This is a genomic window from Psychrobacter sp. SC65A.3 (genome assembly GCF_025642195.1).
GTDB lineage: Bacteria > Pseudomonadota > Gammaproteobacteria > Pseudomonadales > Moraxellaceae > Psychrobacter > Psychrobacter cryohalolentis.
The window spans coordinates 2,910,032-2,932,024 of sequence record NZ_CP106752.1 but is presented as its reverse complement, the minus strand read 5'-3'; the positions used below and the strand labels follow the sequence as shown (position 1 = coordinate 2,932,024).

General features: G+C 43.0%; 21 protein-coding genes and 2 tRNA genes. 11 read left to right on the top strand and 12 right to left on the bottom strand.

Annotated features, from left to right (window positions below):
• Position 1: 1 nt before the first annotated feature.
• A complete protein-coding gene (locus OEG80_RS12440; protein ID WP_263241084.1) occupies positions 2-1,288 on the top strand; it encodes an LPS export ABC transporter permease LptF in 1,287 nt (428 codons plus the stop codon).
• Complete coding sequence (lptG, locus tag OEG80_RS12435) at positions 1,288-2,514, top strand: LPS export ABC transporter permease LptG (protein WP_263241083.1); 1,227 nt, start codon at positions 1,288-1,290, stop codon at positions 2,512-2,514. Before OEG80_RS12440 ends, lptG begins: the two co-directional genes overlap by 1 nt.
• Before the next feature lie 94 nt (positions 2,515-2,608).
• On the opposite strand, the gene OEG80_RS12430 is transcribed toward lptG, so the two are convergent.
• Positions 2,609-3,217 carry a class I SAM-dependent methyltransferase gene (locus tag OEG80_RS12430; protein WP_020442451.1) on the bottom strand — a complete coding sequence of 203 codons (609 nt, stop codon included), beginning with the start codon at positions 3,215-3,217 and terminating at the stop codon, positions 2,609-2,611.
• Positions 3,218-3,598: 381 nt separating this feature from the next.
• Here OEG80_RS12430 and OEG80_RS12425 point away from each other — a divergent pair, with 381 nt between their 5' ends.
• Entirely contained in the window at positions 3,599-4,042 is a 444-nt protein-coding gene (locus OEG80_RS12425) for a hypothetical protein (RefSeq protein ID WP_181209334.1), read from the top strand.
• Positions 4,043-4,165: 123 nt separating this feature from the next.
• Here the strand turns inward: OEG80_RS12425 and xerD are convergent, their stop codons facing one another.
• The 7 genes from xerD to recN all read right to left on the bottom strand — a co-directional run bounded on the left by xerD (position 4,166) and on the right by recN (position 10,524).
• The gene (gene xerD, locus OEG80_RS12420) at positions 4,166-5,104 is read right to left on the bottom strand and encodes a site-specific tyrosine recombinase XerD (protein WP_263241081.1); all 939 of its coding nucleotides are present in this window, start codon (positions 5,102-5,104) and stop codon (positions 4,166-4,168) included.
• Between the two features lie 107 nt (positions 5,105-5,211).
• Complete coding sequence (locus OEG80_RS12415; RefSeq protein ID WP_263241079.1) at positions 5,212-6,438, bottom strand: class I SAM-dependent methyltransferase; 1,227 nt, start codon at positions 6,436-6,438, stop codon at positions 5,212-5,214.
• 70 nt (positions 6,439-6,508) lie between these two features.
• On the bottom strand, positions 6,509-6,769 hold the full coding sequence (gene tusA / locus OEG80_RS12410; protein WP_020442453.1) for a sulfurtransferase TusA: 261 nt from the start codon (positions 6,767-6,769) through the stop codon (positions 6,509-6,511).
• Positions 6,770-6,829: 60 nt separating this feature from the next.
• Positions 6,830-7,357: a hypothetical protein gene (locus tag OEG80_RS12405; protein WP_263241077.1), complete on the bottom strand. Its 528-nt coding sequence runs from the start codon at positions 7,355-7,357 to the stop codon at positions 6,830-6,832.
• A 221-nt stretch (positions 7,358-7,578) separates the two neighbouring features.
• On the bottom strand, positions 7,579-8,100 hold the full coding sequence (gene ruvX / locus OEG80_RS12400; RefSeq protein ID WP_020442455.1) for a Holliday junction resolvase RuvX: 522 nt from the start codon (positions 8,098-8,100) through the stop codon (positions 7,579-7,581).
• Between the two features lie 50 nt (positions 8,101-8,150).
• Positions 8,151-8,714, bottom strand: coding sequence for a YqgE/AlgH family protein (locus tag OEG80_RS12395; RefSeq protein ID WP_011512437.1), 564 nt, complete (start codon positions 8,712-8,714; stop codon positions 8,151-8,153).
• 130 nt (positions 8,715-8,844) lie between these two features.
• Positions 8,845-10,524 carry a DNA repair protein RecN gene (gene recN, locus OEG80_RS12390; protein WP_263241076.1) on the bottom strand — a complete coding sequence of 560 codons (1,680 nt, stop codon included), beginning with the start codon at positions 10,522-10,524 and terminating at the stop codon, positions 8,845-8,847.
• A gap of 549 nt (positions 10,525-11,073) precedes the next feature.
• Here recN and ppnP point away from each other — a divergent pair.
• Positions 11,074-11,409, top strand: a complete 336-nt coding sequence (gene ppnP / locus OEG80_RS12385; protein WP_020442457.1) for a pyrimidine/purine nucleoside phosphorylase — start codon at positions 11,074-11,076, stop codon at positions 11,407-11,409.
• A 204-nt stretch (positions 11,410-11,613) separates the two neighbouring features.
• The gene (gene rlmB / locus OEG80_RS12380) at positions 11,614-12,384 is read left to right on the top strand and encodes a 23S rRNA (guanosine(2251)-2'-O)-methyltransferase RlmB (protein WP_133103981.1); all 771 of its coding nucleotides are present in this window, start codon (positions 11,614-11,616) and stop codon (positions 12,382-12,384) included.
• Here the strand turns inward: rlmB and coaE are convergent.
• The 4 genes from coaE to pilB form a co-directional block, all read right to left on the bottom strand.
• Complete coding sequence (coaE, locus tag OEG80_RS12375) at positions 12,347-13,039, bottom strand: dephospho-CoA kinase (RefSeq protein ID WP_263241074.1); 693 nt, start codon at positions 13,037-13,039, stop codon at positions 12,347-12,349. The two genes, rlmB and coaE, sit on opposite strands and share 38 nt — an antisense overlap.
• A gap of 83 nt (positions 13,040-13,122) precedes the next feature.
• Positions 13,123-14,022: a prepilin peptidase gene (locus OEG80_RS12370; protein WP_263241073.1), complete on the bottom strand. Its 900-nt coding sequence runs from the start codon at positions 14,020-14,022 to the stop codon at positions 13,123-13,125.
• A 25-nt stretch (positions 14,023-14,047) separates the two neighbouring features.
• Positions 14,048-15,271: a type II secretion system F family protein gene (locus tag OEG80_RS12365; protein WP_181209343.1), complete on the bottom strand. Its 1,224-nt coding sequence runs from the start codon at positions 15,269-15,271 to the stop codon at positions 14,048-14,050.
• A gap of 227 nt (positions 15,272-15,498) precedes the next feature.
• A complete protein-coding gene (pilB, locus tag OEG80_RS12360; protein WP_263241071.1) occupies positions 15,499-17,211 on the bottom strand; it encodes a type IV-A pilus assembly ATPase PilB in 1,713 nt (570 codons plus the stop codon).
• 397 nt (positions 17,212-17,608) lie between these two features.
• On the opposite strand from pilB, the gene tpiA reads away from it, so the two are divergent.
• The 6 genes from tpiA to nusA all read left to right on the top strand — a co-directional run bounded on the left by tpiA (position 17,609) and on the right by nusA (position 21,977).
• Positions 17,609-18,418, top strand: a complete 810-nt coding sequence (gene tpiA / locus OEG80_RS12355; protein WP_263241070.1) for a triose-phosphate isomerase — start codon at positions 17,609-17,611, stop codon at positions 18,416-18,418.
• Between the two features lie 228 nt (positions 18,419-18,646).
• Positions 18,647-18,955: a preprotein translocase subunit SecG gene (gene secG / locus OEG80_RS12350; protein WP_011512446.1), complete on the top strand. Its 309-nt coding sequence runs from the start codon at positions 18,647-18,649 to the stop codon at positions 18,953-18,955.
• Between the two features lie 159 nt (positions 18,956-19,114).
• A tRNA-Leu gene (locus OEG80_RS12345) sits at positions 19,115-19,199 on the top strand.
• A gap of 124 nt (positions 19,200-19,323) precedes the next feature.
• Positions 19,324-19,400 (top strand) — tRNA-Met (locus OEG80_RS12340).
• 458 nt (positions 19,401-19,858) lie between these two features.
• Positions 19,859-20,359, top strand: a complete 501-nt coding sequence (rimP, locus tag OEG80_RS12335) for a ribosome maturation factor RimP (RefSeq protein WP_011512447.1) — start codon at positions 19,859-19,861, stop codon at positions 20,357-20,359.
• A gap of 133 nt (positions 20,360-20,492) precedes the next feature.
• Positions 20,493-21,977: a transcription termination factor NusA gene (gene nusA, locus OEG80_RS12330; RefSeq protein WP_011512448.1), complete on the top strand. Its 1,485-nt coding sequence runs from the start codon at positions 20,493-20,495 to the stop codon at positions 21,975-21,977.
• Positions 21,978-21,993: the final 16 nt, after the last annotated feature.

Below are 21,993 nucleotides of genomic sequence, written 5' to 3'. Positions count from 1 at the left end.
TATGACCCAACAAGTTGCCTCAACGACCGCATTGGTCTTGGGGTTTTTAGTGGTAATGATGCTTGGCGGACGTTTGATACGCTATTTTGGTATCGCAGCTGAAGGTAATTTAGACATCGGCTTGCTGTTTACCATCATTGGTTATAACCTACCGTATTTCTTAGAGCTTATCCTACCATTAGCGTTTTTTATTGCGTTAATGCTGGTATTTGGGCGCCTGTATGTTGATCAAGAAATGGCAGTGATTAATGCCAGTGGCGTGTCGCGCGGTCGGCTTGGGCGCTTGATGACGCCATTGATTTTGGCATTGTTCGTTGGTGAGGCAGCATTATCCATCGTTGGTAAGCCATGGGGCGTGCGTTCATCTGAGAATGTCTGGCAACAGCAAGCGTTGACCAGTGCCTTTGACTTAATTCGCCCCAATCAATTTATTAGCAGTGGCAATTATCATCTGTATGTGGGCAGTTTAAGTGATGATAAAAAACAATTACAAGATGTGATATTGATTCAGTCTGAGCCTGAAAAAAAGGGCAGTGGGGCTAAAAATAATACTGCTAAAAATAGTACCATGGATCTTGAAAATAACATCGATGTCGAAACTACCGAACAGCTCAATATTCCAGAATTGCCCACAGCGCTTGCCAATAATAATATTAGCAAAGACACGATTACGCTTGCCAAACGTGCTGAACAAGTAGATACGGGCAATAGTGGCGTAACCCAATTGGATTTGTTCCAAGGTCGCCGTTATGAAGTCGGGGCTGGTAGCTTGAAATACAATCAAGTAGGTTTTGATCGCTATCGTATTACCTTGACGGAGTCGTCGAAAGAAGTCATCACTGAAGACAATATCGAGACGCAAGCGATTGGACCGTTATGGCAAGCGGCAACAGGCAATGCGCAAGTGGGCAGTAATAATGCCATGCGTGCGGCCCAAGGCGAGCTTGGTTATCGTTTATCGTTACCATGGCTGATGATTATTGCGCCGATGCTCGCCGTACCACTGGCGCAAGTTCGTCCACGTCAAGGTCGTTGGTTACGCCTATTTCCCTCTATTTTACTGTTTGTCAGCTGCGCACTCGGTATCATCTCACTCAAAAATGCTGTCGGTAAAGGCAGTGTAAGCGTGTGGGCTTATGCATGGCTCATCTTAGGATTTATGGCATTGGCACTGTATATGAATTGGGGTAGCCGCGTGCAGCACCGATTGCGCTTTCGCAAGCCAGAAAATGAGCTTTTGACGGTTACCGACAATCAAAATAGTAGCTCACAAGGAGGGCAATCCTAATGAGTGCTCTATTCTCTAAATCATCGAAGCCGAATTCGCCAAATGCTAAATCTCTACTTAGCCCAAAACCGACTAACCTCAAAGTGCTTAGCCGCTATGTGAAACTAAATGCCTTGCTGGCGATTATCGCTGCGGTCATAGGATTGTGGGCATTACAGCTGGTATTCTCTTATTTATCTGAGCTTGATTCGCTAGATGCTAGCTATACGATGGGAGAGGCAATCAGATATATCTTTTATCGCTCGCCTTATTTTTTAGAGCAATTTATCCCAACAGGGGCATTATTGGGTGCGGTCGTTGGTTTGGGCTTGCTGGCCAATAACAGTGAGCTGGTCGTCATGCGAGCTGCGGGTATTAGCGTTTATCGAATCGTCAGTTGGGTATTGCAGCCAGCTATGATTTTTGTAGTATTAGCATTATTCATTAACCAGTTTGTGTTGCCGTATTCCAATCAATTGGCAAATGAGATTAATAGTGAGGATAACAGCTCGCTAGTGACTTCAGTACGCGGTTACTGGACAGTGCAACCACGCTTTGAGAATACAAAAGACGGCAGTGCCAAGCCGGATGGTAGTGATATCTTGTATATCGATTATGCTGATGTCAAAGGGAATATCGGTCAGGTAAAGCGTTGGCACTTAGATAATAACGGCAACTTGCAAACCGCCATTCATGCTGAAGGTGGTAAATATATCGGGCGCGAGGCGCTTGCTACCGCTAGCAGCAAGCCGAGCGAGCAATATCGTTATGAGTGGCAGCTGAACAATATGACCAAGCTGATGATTAATCAAGGCTTTGAAAGTAGCCAAGCCATATCGCCCACAGACACATTGAGTTTACCGTTTGCCCCTGAGTCTGTGTATTTGCTCACGCGTCAAGCTGAGGATTTATCTCTTACGCAACTTTATGAGCATCGTCTGTTTATGCGTCAACAAGGCACTCGCTCTTTAAGTCATGAGCTGGCGTTTTGGCAAAAGCTATTATCACCTTTATCAATTCTGTCACTAGTGATTGTCGCCTGCTCGTTTGTCTTTGGCTCCCTGCGTACGCACAGTCTCGGCTTGCGAATTGTCGTGGCATTATTGTTTGGGCTGCTATTTAGCTATGTACAGGATTTGGTCGGTTTTGTCTCGCTGGCGACAGGCTTTTCGCCGCTACTGATGGTGATATTACCGATTATTGCCAGTGCATTGTTGGGTGGATATTTACTGAAACGGCAGATGTAACTCTCAAAATGAGGTAAATCTAAAAGTTTAGCCATAAAAAAGCACGCTAAATCCTTATAATTTAGCGTGCTTTTTATTTGTCTGATTCTAGCGTTTAATCTTTGGTTGCCATGGTAATCGTATAAGTCTTGCCCTGTTTTACCTTTTCACTATTACCAAAGACTTCGGTAAATGAGCGTTTCATAAATTGACGTAAGCCATTAATCGTCACCACGTAAAAGCGTCCACCTTTACGCATACGCGCATGAGCATCTAGGAAATAAAGGTAATGCTGCTCTTTGCCTACTTTAGCTGGTAAGTTTGACATCACAAGGCTAAAGTCTTTGTCTTTGGCCACGTGATTAAAGCCATTTGATAAATGTACATCGACATTTTTTAGACCATTCTTTTCACAATTAAGGCGCGCATATTCTACTGCCATAAAGTCTTTATCAATCAAAGTATGCTGACCATTAGGACATTCGCGCGCTGCTGCCATACCCAGAACGCCGTAGCCACAGCCCAAATCTATCGAGTCATCATCCGCCTGAAAATCCACATAATCAAGTAACATCAAGCTACCGTCATCGAGCTTTTGTGGTGAAAAAATACCCCACGTGGTCGCAAAATCAAACGGCTTGCCGAGTACGTCTTCGCGAAAATTAATATCTTCGCGCCAGTATTTGGCTTTTTCTAATAGATCGCTAGGTGGTCTATGGCTCATGGAATTCTCGGATTATAGATAAGTAAAAGGTGGTGCATTGCTCAAATGAACAGGGTGCACATTATGATGAGTATTGTAACGATAAAAGGGAAGATTTGCAGCTACGTATTAGTGGAAATTGTGATGGGCACTAAAGGAGGGGTATTTGACAGGAACCATTATCAGATTTATGTCAGGTTGAAGTTACCCGTTTACGCATTTATATCGTAAATGCTATAGCATCCTTATTGAAGCTATGGAATACTAATAAAGCTAACTAATTGGTCAACTATTTATTGTAGTGTCTTCTTGATATGAAGAATTACGGTCATACTAGGAGTTGTACCAGCTTACTAAGATTAAACTCACCAAGCTTTACTTAATTAGAAAGGATGCTTAAATATGAAGTCTAAAATCAAAACGAAAATAAATCCAGCGCAAGAAACATTTATTCATATTGTACATAGTAAGCGTATTAAGCCTCTCAAAAAACAGCCGGGTGTCAAATGTGTGGAAGCAGTAAAAACTATCGACAAAGCTTATTTGGCTGAGCTATCTGGTTGTGATGAATATGTGTCTATCGCTTTTTGTTATAAAAACTATAATGAAGAGAGCAAGCCTCGTCTTAGTGAAAATGAAAGCTGTGCTGTGATTAGTGTGGCCAAAGCCAAAGAGCTATTAAATACCACAGAGTTGGCTGAAGAAGCATTGTCTGCTGTCAGTATTATTCTGTTTAGCGCTGTATCACAGACGTTTGGTGGCTTCTTAACGGATGGGGAAACCAGTAAGCGTTATGTACTATCAAAAGGCACAGAATATGCAGGCTTGTCCTCATTATCGCTATAGCATATAAGCAAGATTACGTTGCTATTAAGTATGAAAAAACGGCAGTATTATTATAATATTGCCGTTTTTTTGCTTCAATATATAGGTTTTTATATTGGTAATAATATCTCGTAAATCAGCAAGCTAACCCCTTGGATGATGTTCAGCATGAAGTTTTTGCAATCTAGCCGTCGCCACATGGGTATATATCTGCGTCGTCGATAAATCACTATGTCCCAGCAATAACTGCACGCTCCGTAAATCCGCACCGTGATTGAGTAAATGGGTAGCAAAAGCATGGCGTAAGGTATGCGGTGACAGCTCTTTATCAATACTGGCAACTTTGGCGTATTTCTTTAGCAGATACCAAAAGTTTTGCCGGGTCATATAGCCACCTTGCGCAGTTAAAAACACTGCTTGGCAATTTCCTGCTTTTAAATAGGCTATCAAATCACCACGTCCATGCGTCAAATAATCTTCAAGCGCATCTGATGCATATTCCCCTAAAGGCACTAAGCGGGTTTTATTGCCTTTCCCCGTGATTTGTAGCCAGCCTGAGTTTAGATTCACTTGTTCAAGAGACAAATTAACCAATTCACTGACGCGCAAACCGCAAGCGTAAAGTACCTCTAACATGGCTTTATCACGTAGCCCTAGCGCAGTACTGCTATCGGGCGCGGCAAGGAGATTATCAACGTCAGCTTCTGCCAAATCTTTTGGCAGTGGACGACCAAGTTTTGGGCTTTTGATACGCTCACAAGGATTGTCTTCACGTAGGTTGCTGGCAATCATCCACAGATAAAACTGACGCAAACTTGAAAGCATGCGCGCTTGCGTACGCGGCGTTTTACCATCTTGAGTAAGAATAGACAGGCAGTGCAGCACATCTTCGGGCTGCCAACGCGTTAATGCCGTATGATTGGTTAATTCGCAGGAGCGCAAATCACGCACATAGGCGTTACGGGTACGCGTGGCCAAACCACGAGCCAGCATTGCTTGACGAAATTCGGTTATATAAGCCGGTTCATCATCTACGGCCAGCGCTTTTGGTTGGCGCTGCTGTACGGCACGGTCGCGGCTCATAAGACATACTCGGCAGTGGTATAAGAAATTACAAGTGGATATAAATGATATTTTTTATATTAAGTTGACTATCAGTTAATAAAATTTTGCAAAGTCATTTTTACCCTTTAAGTATTAACAGCTACCAAACACCATAGCGAGGTAACTTCCGCATTACGCGCTGCAAATAGTGGATCAGTATCGTCTTGGCTTCGACCGTGTTTAGGTTGGGTATCGAGACGGTATTTTACTTCTAAACCAGCATTAGCAAACCAGCCCAATAATTCATCGCGGCTGCGCAACTGCAAATGTTCTGCCAAATCTGACAGAATCAACCAGACCTCTCCTTGCTCAGCTAAATGTTGCTTTGCGCCTTGCAAAAACCCACGCAACATCGTGCTATTGGCATCATAGACGGCGAATTCTAAGGGCGAGGTTGGCTTGGCAGGCAACCAAGGTGGATTACAGACCAGCAGATTAGCCAGTGGCGCATCAGTCGGATACAAGTCCGCTTGCTGCAATTGCACTGCAGGTAAATCTAAACGTGTAAGGTTGTCACTAGCGCAGGCTAATGCACGCGGATTTAAGTCTGTCCCAATCACTTGCTTCACACCGCGCTGCGCCAGAATAATAGCAAGCAAACCGGTTCCGGTACCGATATCAAAGGCGACATCATAAACAGCTGGCAACGGTGCATCGAGTAACAGCTGCACGTATTCATGACGGGTTGGTGCAAAGACGCCATAATGTGGGAAGATTGATAAACCCAAATTTTCGATTGCCACCCCTTTTACGCGCCACCCTGCCGCACCTAAGGCACCTTGCAGGTCACGAAATGAAATTAGACATGACTCATTCAACTCACCAAAAGCAGCGGTACAAGCAGCACTGACATCAGGGGCGCGGCGTAACTGGCTGACATAACCGGCATCAAGCTCTAATAATAAACGGCTTAATAGGCGCGAACGCTGAGATTGGACTTGGCGTTGCTGATGAAAAAGATTAGGGATGTCTTTAGAGGGTGCCAAAGTCTCATCTGTAGATTTAGCGGACTTAGCAGGTTTATTAGCTGCTTTATTAGCTGCTTTATTAATTTTACGCTGCTCAGAACGCTCATTCGCACGGTCAATGCGTCGAGTGATGGCTTGCAGCAGTTGCCTTGCATTATTAAAGTCACCGCGCCATAGCATTGACGTTCCAGCACAAGCCAAGCGATAAGCCTCATCGGCTGTCGTTTTGTCGTCGACCACAACAATACGTGCAGGCGGCACATGATTGCTTTGAGACAACCAGCGAGCCTGACATAAGGTTTCATTTTCGTGCCATTGCACGTACTGTATTTCTGTTGCTAACACGCGACCTACCTTTCAGATGTGAATGATGTATTTTTTATAATGCAAAGATATTTCTGCATTATATATTGCGCTAAGCGCTCTTTTTCTTGACTAAATAACGATAGGTTGGCGCATCGTTTAGCGTTTCTTGATGGACAAGGGTATGTCCCAAGTGCCGGCAGAAATTAGGAATGTCACGCGTAGTGGCAGGATCAGTGGCTAATATCTCAATCACATCGCCGCCATCCGCTTTACGAATCGTCTTATGTAGCATCATGACCGGCTCAGGACAAATCAGTCCTTGGGTATCTAGATGATGGTGAATAGTCGTGTCTAATATTGAAGTCGTCATATTTTGTTTTATAAACCTAATAGATAAGTTTGGTAGCTGAATACTTGTTTTCTAATGATTTTATAAAGGCCTATTTTCTGCGTCAATAGCGATAATATCTTTATTGTTTTCAGTGCTGTTATGATTCTCAGGTAAGTCGGCTAGGGCTAAGAAATTAAAGAAGCGCTTAAAGCTCACCTTAAATAAAAAAGCCACACCGAGCCACGATGCCAATCCTAACCAAGCCGTATCGGCAAATAACAGTCCGCCGATCAGGATAATACTTGAGACACCAATGGTCATAATCACCATCGAGGTTTGATTGAGACGATAGCGATAGATGATAAAGGCATTATATAGCGTCAGTGGAATGGTCAGCGCCACCAAAGCATAAGGTAAGTTGTAGAATAGTTGATACAGGAGCTGATTGTCATGAAAGGCTTTGATACTAGCAATGGTGCCAAAAACCATAAAAGCAATAATAGCGGCATAAATGAGATAGACGGCTATTTGGTTGACACGTTGGGCGCCTTTGATACGCGCAATAGCAAGCGGTGCAAAACCATGTCGCGAGCTATTGTGCAAAGAGTGGTCTGAGACAGTGGTCATAGTAATCAGTCATTTATTCGTTTGGATTGAGGAGGTACAGTTAATTCACTTTTAAAAGGGTACAGAACTACTGGGGTTAATTATTCGCAGCCTCTGTCTGCGTAGGCACAGCAAGCAAGGAAAATTAACCCCAGTAGTGATTGATAACATTTGTATTTCTTTTATGTAGAACCGACTATATCAGGTATTGATGGGACATTAAAAAGAAAGCTAATGCTCAATTAATCTGCTTTGATGGCGTCGATGGCGATACTGCTATGAGGATCAGCAAAGTAGGTCGACATTAAAATACAGGCAGAGATATCATCAATCGGAGCGCGCTCATGTTTAATCCAGCCATTTTCCCATGCTATCTCACGCGCGGCGACCGATGTTAGGCGCTCATCGCATAGAGATACGATGACAGGTAAATGCTGCTCCATGATTCTATGTGCCAGACGACGGGCAAATTTATGTGCGCGTTTTGACAGCATAGAGCTGCTACCGTCCATATTTAACGGCAGTCCGACTACTACCTTTGCCACGCCCCAAACCTTGATAATACCGAGTAGATTATCCCAATCAGGTTGCCCATTATTCATCGCTAAAATATCAAAGGCACGCGCCGTTTCTGTCAAGCTATTACCGAGTGCCATGCCCATTTTTTTAACCCCATAATCTAAGGCTAAGATAAGATGTGGCTTAATCGCTGGCTCAGCAACGCTAGTATCAGTACTATCTTTTATAAGAGTGCTATCTACCATAATAAGGGGTGTTTCCTAGTTTTAGTTCTGTATTCGTTCAGCGTATGAAATTAAGCATGACCGATGTCGCTGCTTAAATAATCAAAATTGACCCCAATCTTATCGGCGGCCATTTGCCAACGTTCCTCAAATGGCGTATCAAACAATAAGTTTAAATCAGCAGGGCATACCAGCCAGTCGCCGTTAGCAAGCTCACGATCGAGCTGTTTTTTACCCCAGCTGGCATGACCTAAACAGAGCTGATAATGACCAACGCCTTGACCGGCTGCAATACGTTTGAGGATATCTTGGCTGGTAGTGATGCAGACATTTTCTGAGATGGCAAATGAGGATGCCCATTCTGGCTGCCCTGTATGCAGTACAAAGCCAACCTCAGGGTACATAGGTCCACCTTCTAATGCCAGATCTTCCATCACCTGTGCGTCTGTAACCTCAATATCCAGATCTTCTAGCAGTTTGCCCACGCGTGCCTGCTCTAACGGACGATTGACCATCAGACCGAGGGCGCCGTGTTTATCATGGCGGCAAATATAAATCAGCGCCTGCTCAAACCGTGGGTCTGACAGCTCAGGCGCCGCGATTAAAAAATGATGGGTCAAATTGGCTTTGGACATAGAGACAAACGCAACCTACTAATAAAGGTAAAATAACAGAGCTGATACCACTATATGGCGATAATGAATAAAAAATCAACTAAAGCAAGGATTTAGCAATAAAAAGGTGTTTATGGTGGTCAATTAATGATCATTTAACATCGCTCAATAAACTGCGTGCATGGTCACGAGTGACATCGGTGATAATAACACCACCAGACATACGTGCCAGCTCATCTACTTGCGCACTCTCGGTTAAGATGACAAGCTCACTTTCAGTTTGCTCGTCATGGTGTTTTTGTACCAAGATATGCTGATGTGCTTGCGCAGCGACTTGGGCTTGGTGGGTAATGGCGAGTAATTGCTGCGTTTGCCCAAGGGCGCGCAACAGCTCACCCACCACTTGTGCCGTACCGCCACTGATACCAACATCAACTTCGTCAAAGACCAGCATAGGTTTTGCCGCATTATTATCTGCATTGGTCGCTTGCAAGACCTGCATCACTAGCGCCATACGTGATAGCTCACCGCCTGAAGCGATTTTGTGTAGGGGCTGCATCGGCATACCGACGTTGGCGCTGAATAACAAATCGATATCATAACAGCCTTGCCCATTATATTGGCTGACATCGGTCTTTTGAGTAAAAACGAATTCACAACGTGCATTAGGTAGGGCAAGCGGCTGTAGTTGCTTAATCAGCTGTTTGCTGACAATCGGCGCAGCTTTAGCCCGTTTTTTATTTAGCTCCGTTGCTAGTGCTATATATTCTTGCCATGCTTGCTCAATTTGTGCCGCCATTGCATCACTGCTTGGCTCGTTTTCTAATTGTTCTAATTGCGCTTCCCAGCCTTTTGCTTCATGAATCAAGTCGCTCGCTGGCAAGTTATGCTTACGTGATAGGCGATGACCTAAACTGATTAAACTGTCTAATGACTGCAAACGCTCAGGGTCAGGCAATTGCTGCTCAGCATAATCTGACAATAAGCCAGTCACTTCAGTGATTTGCTGCTGCGCCAAATGCAGCTGTTCTGAGGCTTGCTCAAAGGTTTGGCTTACGCTCATTTGATTGTCGCATAGTTTAATTGCTTGCCCGAGCAAGGTCATTACATCGGGCTCATCGGTATCATTATCGAGTAAATGCAAACCATGACTGGCCTCTATCATTAGTGCTTCAATATTAGATAATTCTTCGTGTTCCGCTTCTACTTCTGCATAATCAACGACCAATAACGGTGCGATATCTGCTAACTGGCTTTGCAACAGTTGAATACGATCTTGGCGCTGAGCTTCACGGCTAGCGAGATCGTCAGCGCGGCGTTTAAGTTGCTGATAAGCTTGATAGCTACTTGAGGTCTGCGTAGCAAGAGAAGTTATCTGTGCCATTTCATCTAGCCATTGCACTACAAATTGTGGCTTGAGTAGCGCCTGCTGAGCATGTTGACTATGAATATTGACCAGCAATGCACCCAAACTCTTAAGCTCGGCCAAACTGACAGGTGTGCCATTTAACCATGCTTTTGAGCGCCCTGTATTGCTAAGCTGGCGGCGAATCAATACATCTGGCTCTTCTAACGCCCGCTCATTTTTGGCAAACCATTCAGCAATGATACTATTGTTTTCTACATCAAATTGCGCGTAGATATCCGCGTGCGCCGCGCCATGCCGGACCATCGCACTGTCTGCGCGCTCGCCGATACATAAAGACAGCGCATCGAGTAATAGCGATTTGCCAGCGCCTGTTTCACCAGTGATGACATTGAAGCCTTCAGCCACACTCAGCTCATGCTGAGCAATTAACGCAAACTGATTTAAAGTTAATGATACTAGCATCAACGCCTCTCATGACAGACAACAAACCTCAAATACGATGTAATGTCGTACAAGGAGGTTATCTCTACAATAGGTTAAATAAAGGAATGAATCGGTTCAGTTCATACTGCAACATAGATAAATGCAATTGGCAAATAGTATGGTGGCAAATAATCTTAAATACAAATATTAAAGGTAATCAATAACATCACTTAAAGCCATCATAATAAGCGGAACTTTCCTGCCGCTGTAACAAACTTTATAGATATAATGTGGTAGCATAATCTCACATAATGATAAACTCTTACCACCAGATTTTCGTGCATTCTACGACAGAGCAGTTAGCTTGTAGGACATGATACAAACCTGTGTGTCAGTAAGTATCAGTAATAAATGGTTATTTTTAAACCTATAAGATAAATCAATTCTATAATCAGCGTACAGTAAAGTAAAAATGATTTAGAGTCGATGGTAAAAGGTAGATATAACAACGCTTATCTAAGCATTTGCTTATCTACACATTCAATTTGGTTTTTTAGTTGGCAATAATTATTTGATAAGGAAGCCACTATGACAGCGGCGCAATTTACTAATGTAACAGTCAATGCTCAAGCCACGATATCCTATGATGGTCGTTGCTCAAGCCATACCATTATGTTCGAGGACGGTCGTCATAAAACATTAGGTGTTATCTTACCTTGTGATAATTTGGTCGAGCATTATCACTTTAGTACCAATACATCTGAACGTATTGAAATCACTAGCGGTGAGTGCGAAGTCAAAATAAATGGGGAAGAGGATTTCAGCTACTACCGCGCAGGACAGTCATTCGTGGTTGAAGGTAATAGCGGTTTCAATTTACGCACAGAACAGATCGTCCAGTATATTTGTCACTTAGAAGGCTAATGTGCCTCAAAGTATCGTTATATAATTGATGAAGCCAAAAGCCAATGATTCCAAAGAAATAAATCTTATGAGGTTTATTTCTTTTTTTTGCTGACATTATTTAGATGAAGCTGGTCATTAATTGCTACAATTACACATCTCTATTTTTATTGCATGTTTTTTATAACACTGTGCAATACCCACTTTATAATCAATAGGCCTATTATGGCAAAACCTACCTATTTTTATGGCATTCATGCCATTGATGCCTTGCTCGAATACCGTCCTCTTGATGGACTGAGCTTGTTTGTACAGCAAGGGCGCGAGACTGACAGTCATGTACAGTCTATTATGGCGCAAGCACGTGATAATGGCATCAGTATTCAACCAACGCAAAAAGACAAACTTACTCAGCTGTGTGGTAGCCCGCAACATCAAGGCGTAGTGCTGAACGCCCGTCCTTTAGGCTTTGCTGATGAAGGTTTGCTAGATACGCTTGCTGGTCGAGATGATTGTTTGTTACTGGTACTAGACCAAATTACGGACGCCCATAATTTTGGCGCTTGTTTGCGTACAGCAGTAGCCATGGGTGTCGATGCAGTCATTTGTCCGAAACATCATGCAGCTAGCTTGACGCCAACGGTTGCCAAAGTATCAGTCGGCGCGGCTGAAATGATGCCTATTGTTAGCGTGACCAATCTGGCACGCACGCTGACAAAAATTAAAAATGCCGGCGTTTTTGTGTTTGGTACCGCTCTTAATGCCGATGCCAAACCAATCCATGCTGCAGATCTGACTGGTAAGACGGCTATTATCATGGGTTCAGAAGGTGAGGGGATGCGTCGCCTGACAACAGAAAGCTGCGATGAGCTGGTTTATATTCCGATGTCAGGCAACGAGCATGGCAACTTGCAAAGCTTGAATGTCAGTGTGGCGACAGGTATGGCTTTGTATGAGATTAATCGGCAGCGAACTTTAGCTGCTGGGCAAGCTTAAGATAGTCTTGATGGAGCGGCTCTAATTGTACATATAGCGCCGCAAGATCACTCTCATTTAATACCACATCATCCGCATGACGATTGCGCTCTTCACGGCTAAGCTGATTGACCATAATGGCTTCAATTTTTTGCACACTTAGCGCATCACGTTGACTGGCTCGCGCAAGTTGGGTATTTTCCGTAGCATCCATCACCAAAATACGTTGACATAAATTGGCAAGCCCAGCTTCTGCTGCTTCAATTAATAGCGGCGCTGACAACACTACATACGGCGAGGTACTCTCTGCCAATTGCTTTTTTGCAGCTTCGCGTATCGCGGGATGGGTAATCGCTTCAAGTTCAATTAGAGCATCAGGGTAAGTAAACACATGGGTTCGTACAGCGGCGCGGTCCATATCGCCATCAGCATTTAGCACCCAATCACCAAATTTCCTCTGGATCTTGCGCAATGTTGAGCTGCCTTTGACCACCACTTCATGTGCAATGACATCTGCATCAATAATATCGATTCCCTGCTGTGCGAACCAGTCGCTGGCGGCTGATTTGCCACTGCCGATACCACCCGTTAAACCCACTACCAATGTTTTACTTTTATGCTCAGGCGTTTGCGGCTGATGCGAATAAGGTGAAGGTGCTGCTGCGTATTTTGACATAATGATGACTTATCTGACTGATAGAAGGATAATGACTGTAATCAATGGAAGGTTACACATAACTATTGGGAAATGGCTACTGCTTAAGTATACATACCTAAATACCAATTAACGATATCTGAGCTGTATAACAATGCCACAATACCGGCAATAGCAATATAAGGACCAAAGGCAAAAGGCTTGCTCTCACCTTGTTTTTTCATCAAGATAAGCCCAACGATAGAGCCGAGCAATGATGATAATAAAATAATCAAGGGTAACATCATAGGTCCAAGCCACGCACCCAGTACTGCCAATAATTTAAAGTCGCCTTGTCCCATGCCATGCTTTTTGGTGATTAAATAAAATATCTTGACCACTATCCATAACGATAAAAATCCCAATAACAAGCCCCATATCGACTGAGTAGGGGGCACAAACCAACCTTGTGAATTGACCGCCAATCCTAGCCCTGCTAATGGAAAAGTTAAGCGGTCAGGCAATAACTGAGTATCAAAATCGATACCAGTTAAGGCGATGAGTGTCCAGACTAAAACTAATGCCGACAGCCCTACCATATTAACGCCAAAATGATAAATGACTAGTGCAGATAGCAGAGCAGTGACCAGCTCAACGATAGGATATCGAAGCCCGATAGCCGCTTTGCACTCTGAGCAACGTCCGCGTAGTACTATCCAGCTAATTAAAGGTATGTTTTCATACCACTTAATTTTGTGGGCACAGTGCGGGCAGCGCGATGCTGGTTTACTTAAGGTAATAGGTGTATCAGTGGCAACAATATTAACTAGTGGCATCGTATGCTCACGCGGCATATCTGCTTGCTCATACATAAACTGGCTACACTCTTTTCGCCAAGCCGATACCATCATCAATGGAGTGCGATGAATTACCACGTTTAAGAAGCTACCGACGCACAGCCCTAGTAGACCAAATACGACCAAAGCAATGGTCATATTTTCTTGTAGTAACTGTATAAATTGCATGAATTAGCTGTCCTTTAATTAGCTTTCAACCTACTACTGAGCCCATCTGGAAGATTGGTAAGTACATGGCAATGACCAAACCACCAACTAATACGCCAAGTACCGCCATAATAAGCGGCTCCATCAAGCTGGTCAAACCATCAACAGCGTTATCAACTTCGTTTTCATAATAGACTGCTACTTTATCGAGCATCTCTTCTAAGCTACCAGACTCTTCACCGATACCTACCATTTGAATAGCAAGACTTGGAAATAAATTGGTTGAACGTATTGAGAACTGTAATTGTTGTCCCGTAGAGACGTCATTTTTGATTTGCTGAATAGCGTTATAGAAAACTACATTATTGGCTGCACCAGCAGTAGAATCGAGCGCATCAATAAGCGGTACGCCGGCAGCAAAAGTCGTAGACAGCGTACGAGCAAAACGCGCAATCACCGCTTGGTAAGCGATATTGCCAAATATTGGCGCTTTTAATACCGCACGGTCTAAGACATCGCGAAATTTCTTTGAACGCTTCTTAGCTTCTGAAAAGCCAATAATAGCGCCACCAATAAATACAATTAAGATGAACCACCATGCTTGCATCCACTCAGACATACCTACGACCATTTGGGTAAAAGCAGGTAATTCTGCACCAAAAGAGCCAAATAAATCAGCAAACACTGGAACGACTTTAACAAGCAGAATAATGGTGACAATAATAGCAACTACAACGACCGCGATAGGATATTTCATGGCTTTTTTAATTTTAGCTTTTAACAGCTCGCTTTTCTCTTTATAAGTCGCAACTCGCTCTAGCATGGTTTCTAACGCACCTGACTGCTCGCCAGAATCGACAAGCGAGCAAAAAAGATCGTCAAAATAGCGGGGATGGCGACGTAATGCCGATGCAAAAGTACCACCCGCTTCAATATCGGCTTTGATTTGTAACACCAAATCTTTCATACTTGGATTATCGAGAGAGTCCGCGACAATCTCAAAGGATTGAGTCAATGGCACCCCAGCTTTCATCATGGTTGCTAATTGACGTGCAAAAATAGCAATATCGATAGGCTTGATAGACTTTTTAAAGGTGTATAAGGGTTTTGGCTTTTTCTTGATACCTTTAACCGTAATACCTTGTTTGCGCAACGTGGCTTTGGCAAGCTCTAAGCTACGACTGGTCGTCTCACCTTTTACCTTTTGCCCGCGACGGTTGACGCCATCATATACAAAGTCTAACAGCATGTCGGTCTTAGCTTTTGCCATGTCCGTTCCTTCAAAAAATGGTCTAATATAGATAATGCCTGCTATAAAACGTAGTTAACCCATTGTTTTAAGCGGATATACTTTATTTTAGCGCAAAAAACCAGTGTTTATCTGTTTTATTTTTCCTACTGGCTATTATTGTTTAATAGTAATTAAACGACAAGCTTTACGGACATAATGAACTTTACTCAAAGCAATATCTGTACCAAACTTTTCAACCAAATATGCTATTCAGAAGTCACGCGCATCATTTCTTGAATACTGGTGACGCCTTGTAAAACCTTTAAAACACCAGAGCGACGTAAGTCTCTAAAACCGTTTTTAAGTGCAGCATCTTTGATATCTATCGCGTTACCATCTTCCATGATAATACGTGAAATATCTGGAGTGACTTTCATCACCTCATAAATGCCCACACGGCCTTTGTAGCCTTCACGGCACTCATTACAACCGACTGGCTCGTAGATTATATTGTCTGTATTGTCTAAGTCAGCATCTGTAAAGCCAAGCTCAAGCAGACTTTGACGTGGGATACTAATAGGTTTTTTACAGTTTTTACATAAGCGCCGTGCCAATCGCTGAGCAATGACCAAGTTCACGGAAGTAGCAATATTAAAGGAAGCGACACCCATATTGCGTAATCGCGTTAACGTTTCGGGCGCTGAATTGGTATGTAAGGTTGAAAGTACCATATGGCCTGTTTGTGCCGCTTTAATCGCAATCTCAGCAGTTTCAAGATCACGAATCTCACCAACCATCACAATATCAGGATCTTGGCGTAAGAAAGACTTAAGCGCGGTGGAGAAAGTCAACCCCACTTTTGGATTGACGTTGACCTGATTAATACCTTCAAGGTTAATTTCGACAGGATCTTCAGCAGTCGAAATATTGGTCGAACCCGTGTTCAAGATATTAATACCAGTATAAAGTGAGACGGTTTTACCAGAGCCAGTAGGACCTGTGATAAGAAGCATCCCTTGCGGTTTATGTAACGCCTCCAAGAACATATCTTGTTGGTCAGGCTCATAGCCCAACGCTTCAATACCAAGCATGGCTGATGAGGGATCTAGAATACGCAAAACCAGCTTTTCACCAAACAAGGTAGGTAGGCAGCTTACCCGAAAGTCGATGGCCTTATCTTTAGATATCTTAAGCTTAATACGACCATCTTGTGGCACCCGGCGCTCTGAGATATCCATTTGTGACATCACTTTTAAACGCGCAGCAATTTTCCCCGCGAGTTGTACGGGCGGGTTGGCCATTTTTTGCATGACCCCATCAACTCGAAAGCGCACTCGATAGCTTTTTTCATAGGGCTCAAAATGTAAGTCGGACGCACCCATACGAATGGCATCTACTAGCATTTTATTAACAAACTTGACGACCGGTGCTTCCTCGACGCTATCAGAGATTTTGGTCTCGCCGTTATCTTCTTCTTGACTCTCATCAAAGCCAATATGCAAATCACTATTAGAAAAGCTATCAAAATTCTGCATGCTATCAGCATAGAAGCTTTCAATACGCCTTTTAAGCTTATCTTCTTCGACCACGACTGTTTCAATCGACAAGCGAGAGTTAAAGGCAATAGCATCAATCGCATCGATACGGGTCGGATCACTCAGTGCCACAAATAAGCGTTGCCCACGCTTAAACATTGGCAAGGCATTAAACTTACGGACGATTTTTTCGTCGACCAAGTCTTTTGGGATGACCTCTGAGCTGAGCGTATCAAGATCAAATAAAGGATCGCCGAATGCTTGCGATAGCATTTGAGCCAATTGATAGGCATTGGCGAGCTTATGCTCTACCAGATAAGAGACCAGTCCTACTTGCTGCTGCTGCGAATCAGTCTGCGCCGCTTTCATATGCGCTTCACTTACGATACCTTCGCTAATCAGTTGCTGTGCTAAGCCACCGTATTTACTGGTTGTGATAGACATTAAGACTTCTCCTTGCTCGATATCTGGTAGGCGATATATTTACCTAAATAGCAGGCTATTCACCATGTTTTACTTATTGCCATTTTATCGTTGATAGTTGAGCTAATTATTAAAATAGTTATTTTAAATACGGGTTTGAGATAAAAAAATCGATTGTCTGCACTTTATCCTATATTGAGAAAATCATATAGGGATTTACGTGAGCGCAAAGGTTTTATAGTGAGTAGAGCTCAATTGGCTCATAAAAAATAATTATTTAGCAATAGTTACTAAAGCAACGGTTGAAAGGTCAGTTTTGATTTGGGGCGCACTATACTATAGCACTTGTGAAATATTTGTTATACTTGCGCGCATATTAGCCATATTGGCAGCCATATATAAGACAAGGTAGAGAAGAATGCAAGCTTGGGTAATTGGAAATTGGAAGCAGAATCCAGCAACGAGCCATGATGTAAACGCACTACTGGACGACTTATGCGCTGCTATTAGTACAACCAAGCAAATGAGCCACGATAACTCCGCACGTTGTCAAATAATGGTAGCACCAAGCTTGATACATTTAGCAGCAGTGAATGGTCGCCTAAAAGACACATCAATACTGTGTGCAGCTCAAGACGTTAGTGGGCATAGTGCCAGTGTTGGTGCCTATACAGGTGAATGTTCGGCGCAGCAGATAGTCGATGCTGGAGCGACTTGGACAATCCTTGGTCACTCAGAGCGCCGTCAGTATCATCAAGAATCTAACGATACTTTATTGCAAAAAATGATTCATGCGTTGTCACAAGATTTAGGCGTGGTATTTTGCATTGGTGAAAGCCAAGCGCAATATGATACCAAGCAAACTCTTACAGTCATCGATAATCAGTTAGCGGTTATCAAAGAATTCATTGCACAGCAGCCAGAACTTATTGAGGCATTACCGACTCTTCTCATTATTGCTTATGAGCCAGTATGGGCAATAGGTACAGGTAAAGTGCCAACGGTAGCAGAAGTCAGCGCCACTCATAAGCATATCAAGCAAACGTTGGCAGGATTTGCCGACTCATTGTCTAATATGACAGTTTTGTATGGCGGTAGTGTCAATGCTGATAATGCTAATAGCTTTGCTGCTGATCCTATGATTGATGGCGCTTTAGTTGGCGGTGCTTCATTGAAAGCTGACAGCTTTCTGACGATTGCCACCGCTTTTAGCCAAGCCAGTATCTAGTAGATTCTTGATAGATATAATAAAAACGCGAGTCTTTATTGTAATTGTTATTCACAAAATGTCTTTATCAGTTGGCAAAAGTGGGTTTAACAGTGCCCTTGCAATCGTGTACAATACGCCCTATTTATATCATCGATATGGCAACATTTACCGCCATTCTTTATCACTATTACACCATACGATTTGTTTTTCGTTATCAGTCGTCATTACGCGGCAAAAGAGGCCACCATGTTTACGTTTATATTAGCCCTGCATATTATCGTGGCGATTGCCATGATTGGCTTGATTTTGATACAGCATGGTAAAGGGGCAGATGCAGGGGCTTCTTTTGGTGCCGGCTCATCAGGTACAGTGTTTGGTGCAGCGGGCACTGCCAACTTTTTAACACGCGCGACAGCTGTATTGACCGCCATCTTTTTTATCACGAGTATGACCCTTGCAGTCCATGCTCGTAAGCAGGCAGAAGATCAGTTTCGTCTAGATGCACCGGTTTCAGCACCACAAACGCCGCGGCCTTTGACACAAAATCCTCAGTAGCTGCTGTTACTCTAGTTTTTTAAGTAGGCAGCCCTTGCTATTTGAAAGCGTTACATTTACAATGCTTTTTCTGTTTTTACAATTCTTAGACCTTTGATGCTTACCTTACGCGTCAACTATAATGGGTATTGAGAATATAGAGAGAACAGTTAGAGTAATGCGATTGTGGTGGAATTGGTAGACACGCCATCTTGAGGGGGTGGTGGCGCAAGCTGTGGGGGTTCAAGTCCCCCCAATCGCACCAAGTTTTAAAGTTGTATCGTATTAAGTGAGTCGTTCATAAATAGCTAAGATTTTTAATTTAAATTATTTTTAAATAAAGATTGACACTACTATAAAACCTCCCTATAATACGCGTTCTAGATTGATGCGGGGTGGAGCAGTCTGGTAGCTCGTCGGGCTCATAACCCGAAGGTCGTTGGTTCAAATCCAGCCCCCGCTACCACTTTTTATACTGATGTTTTGCACACTAAATTTGTCAGTAACAATTAGCCCACCATTATGCTTGTGGGTTTTTTTGTATCTGATGGTCTGTGTAATCGCGATATCTATCCTACTTATGCTAAGCTCTATGTCTATAGAGTGCGATACCATTTATAGAAGCTTGTCATCACATGTCATTCATGGCGCGATGATACTTAAGCACACTATCTTTTATTCCTCACTCTTTTATCGATAGTACTGCTTTATAAGTAATAAAAGCATAGCGCGGCTGAGCTTGATATTTGTCAAGCTTACCCTGATATAAATACCCGGTAGATATCATTTGTGTTTATAATTTAAGCATAAGACAATCACTGTGGTTTAAATAACGATAGGTTCTTATTAAATAATGATGAAGAAAAACTTCAGCAGGATTTATTAAGTAAGATAGATAAGTGAATAGGAAAATATAAATAGATTATGAAGCTTTCGACTAAAGTTACAGAATTGACTAATATCATTGCCCCTGCCGTCGCGGCTTGCGATGTGGCACTATGGGGTATAGAGTTTGCACCACAGGGCAATCGCTCTTTGTTACGCATTTATATTGAGGCATTGCCAGAAGAGCAAGCTCAAAATAAACAAGTAACGATTGAGAACTGTGCAGCAGTGAATCACCAAGTGAGCGGTATTCTTGAAGTTCATGACCCGATTTCCGGTGAGTTTATTTTAGAAGTCTCTTCACCTGGTTTTGACCGTGCGTTCTTTTCAGATGAGCAAATGCATGCTTATGTCGGTCAGACAGTGAGCTTGCGTTTGATACAAGCGATTGGTGAAGGTGATAAAAAACGCCGTAAAGCAACTGGTACTTTGAATAGTATCGATGCCACCTCTTTAAAGCTGACTGCCACTGATGGTGAGCAGTTTGAGATTGCATTAAGCAATATTGATAAAGCCAATTTGATTTACGAAGATGCTTAATCTATTCGCTATTAGAGCTTTTAGTGTATAAACGCGGTTAGTCTAATAGCTTAGATGACTGATGGTGAAAATATAGAGTAAGTCAAAAATTATAAAATTTAAGTCAATTAAAAAATGATAGGACAGGCATAGTATGAGTCGTGAAATCTTAACGGTAGTAGAAACTGTCAGTAACGAGAAGGGCTTAAATCCTGAAGATATCTTTGAAGCAATCGAAGATGCTTTGGTCGTCTCGACTAAGAAAAAAGTATATACCGATCAGCCGGAAGTAGAAGTGCGGGTCTCAATTGACCGTACAACAGGCGATTATGATACTTATCGTTATTGGACAGTGGTTGCAGATGAAGACCATGAAATGCCTGCTTGTCAGCTTGCGATTACTGACCTTGATCAAGAAGAATGGTCAATCGGTGATATTAAAGAAGAGCAAATTGAGTCGATCGAGTTTGGTCGTATTGCTGCCACTCAAGCCAAACAAGTTATCATCCAAAAGATTCGTGAAGCTGAGCGTAATTTAGTAGCAGATGCTTTCGAGCCACGTGTTGGCGAGATGATGTATGGCGAAGTCAAAAAACAAACCCGTGATGGTTACATCATTGACTTAGGTGATAATGCTGAGGGTTATCTGTCACGTGATCAGATGCTACCACGTGAGCAATTGCGCGCAAAATCGCGTATCAATGCCATCTTATATCATGTGAACCGTGAAAATCGCGGCGCTCAGTTGCTTCTATCACGTACTCATCCTGAAATGCTCTCGGCATTGATGCAAAAAGAAGTGCCTGAGATTGCAGAACAAATTATCGAAATCCGTAACGTCGCGCGCTTACCGGGTACTCGTGCTAAAATAGCGGTTAAGACCAACGATCATCGTATCGATCCGGTTGGTGCTTGTATTGGTATGCGTGGTACACGTATCCAAGCAGTACAGCAAGAGCTTGATGGCGAGCGTATTGATGTAGTGGTTTGGTCAGATGATCCTGCCCAATTTATCATCAGCGCTTTAGAGCCTGCAGACGTAAGCAGTATCATCCTAGATGAAGATACGCAAACGGCTGATATTATCTTTAGTACCAATGATCAGCTAGCACGTGCGATTGGCTCACAAGGTCAAAACGTACGCTTAGCTTCTGAGCTGACTGGCTATAAGCTAAATATGATGCTAGAAGAAGAGTATCAGCAGCGTCAAGCAAACGAATCTAAAGCATTCATCGAACTATTCTATGAACGCCTAGAAGTGGATAAAGACTTAGCACAAGCACTTGTCGATATTGGTTTTACCAGTATTGAAGAAGTGGCTTATGTACCTGTCGAAACCTTCTACGATATTGAAGGATTAGATGATGAAGCGATTGATATGATCCAAGAGCGTGCGAAAGAAGTCGTTATTGCAGACGAATTGGTCAAACAACAGAACATGAAAGAGCCAAGTCAGGAACTACAAGATCTTGAAGGAATGACAGTCAGTTGGGCTTATAAAATGGCTCAAAAAGACATCATTACGGTGGATGACTTGGCAGAACAAGCCGTCTTCGACTTAGAAGATATCGAAGACTTAGATACTGAAACCGCAGGAAAACTCATCATGAAAGCTCGGGAATCTTGGTTCAATGAATAAGCGGTAACTGCATATC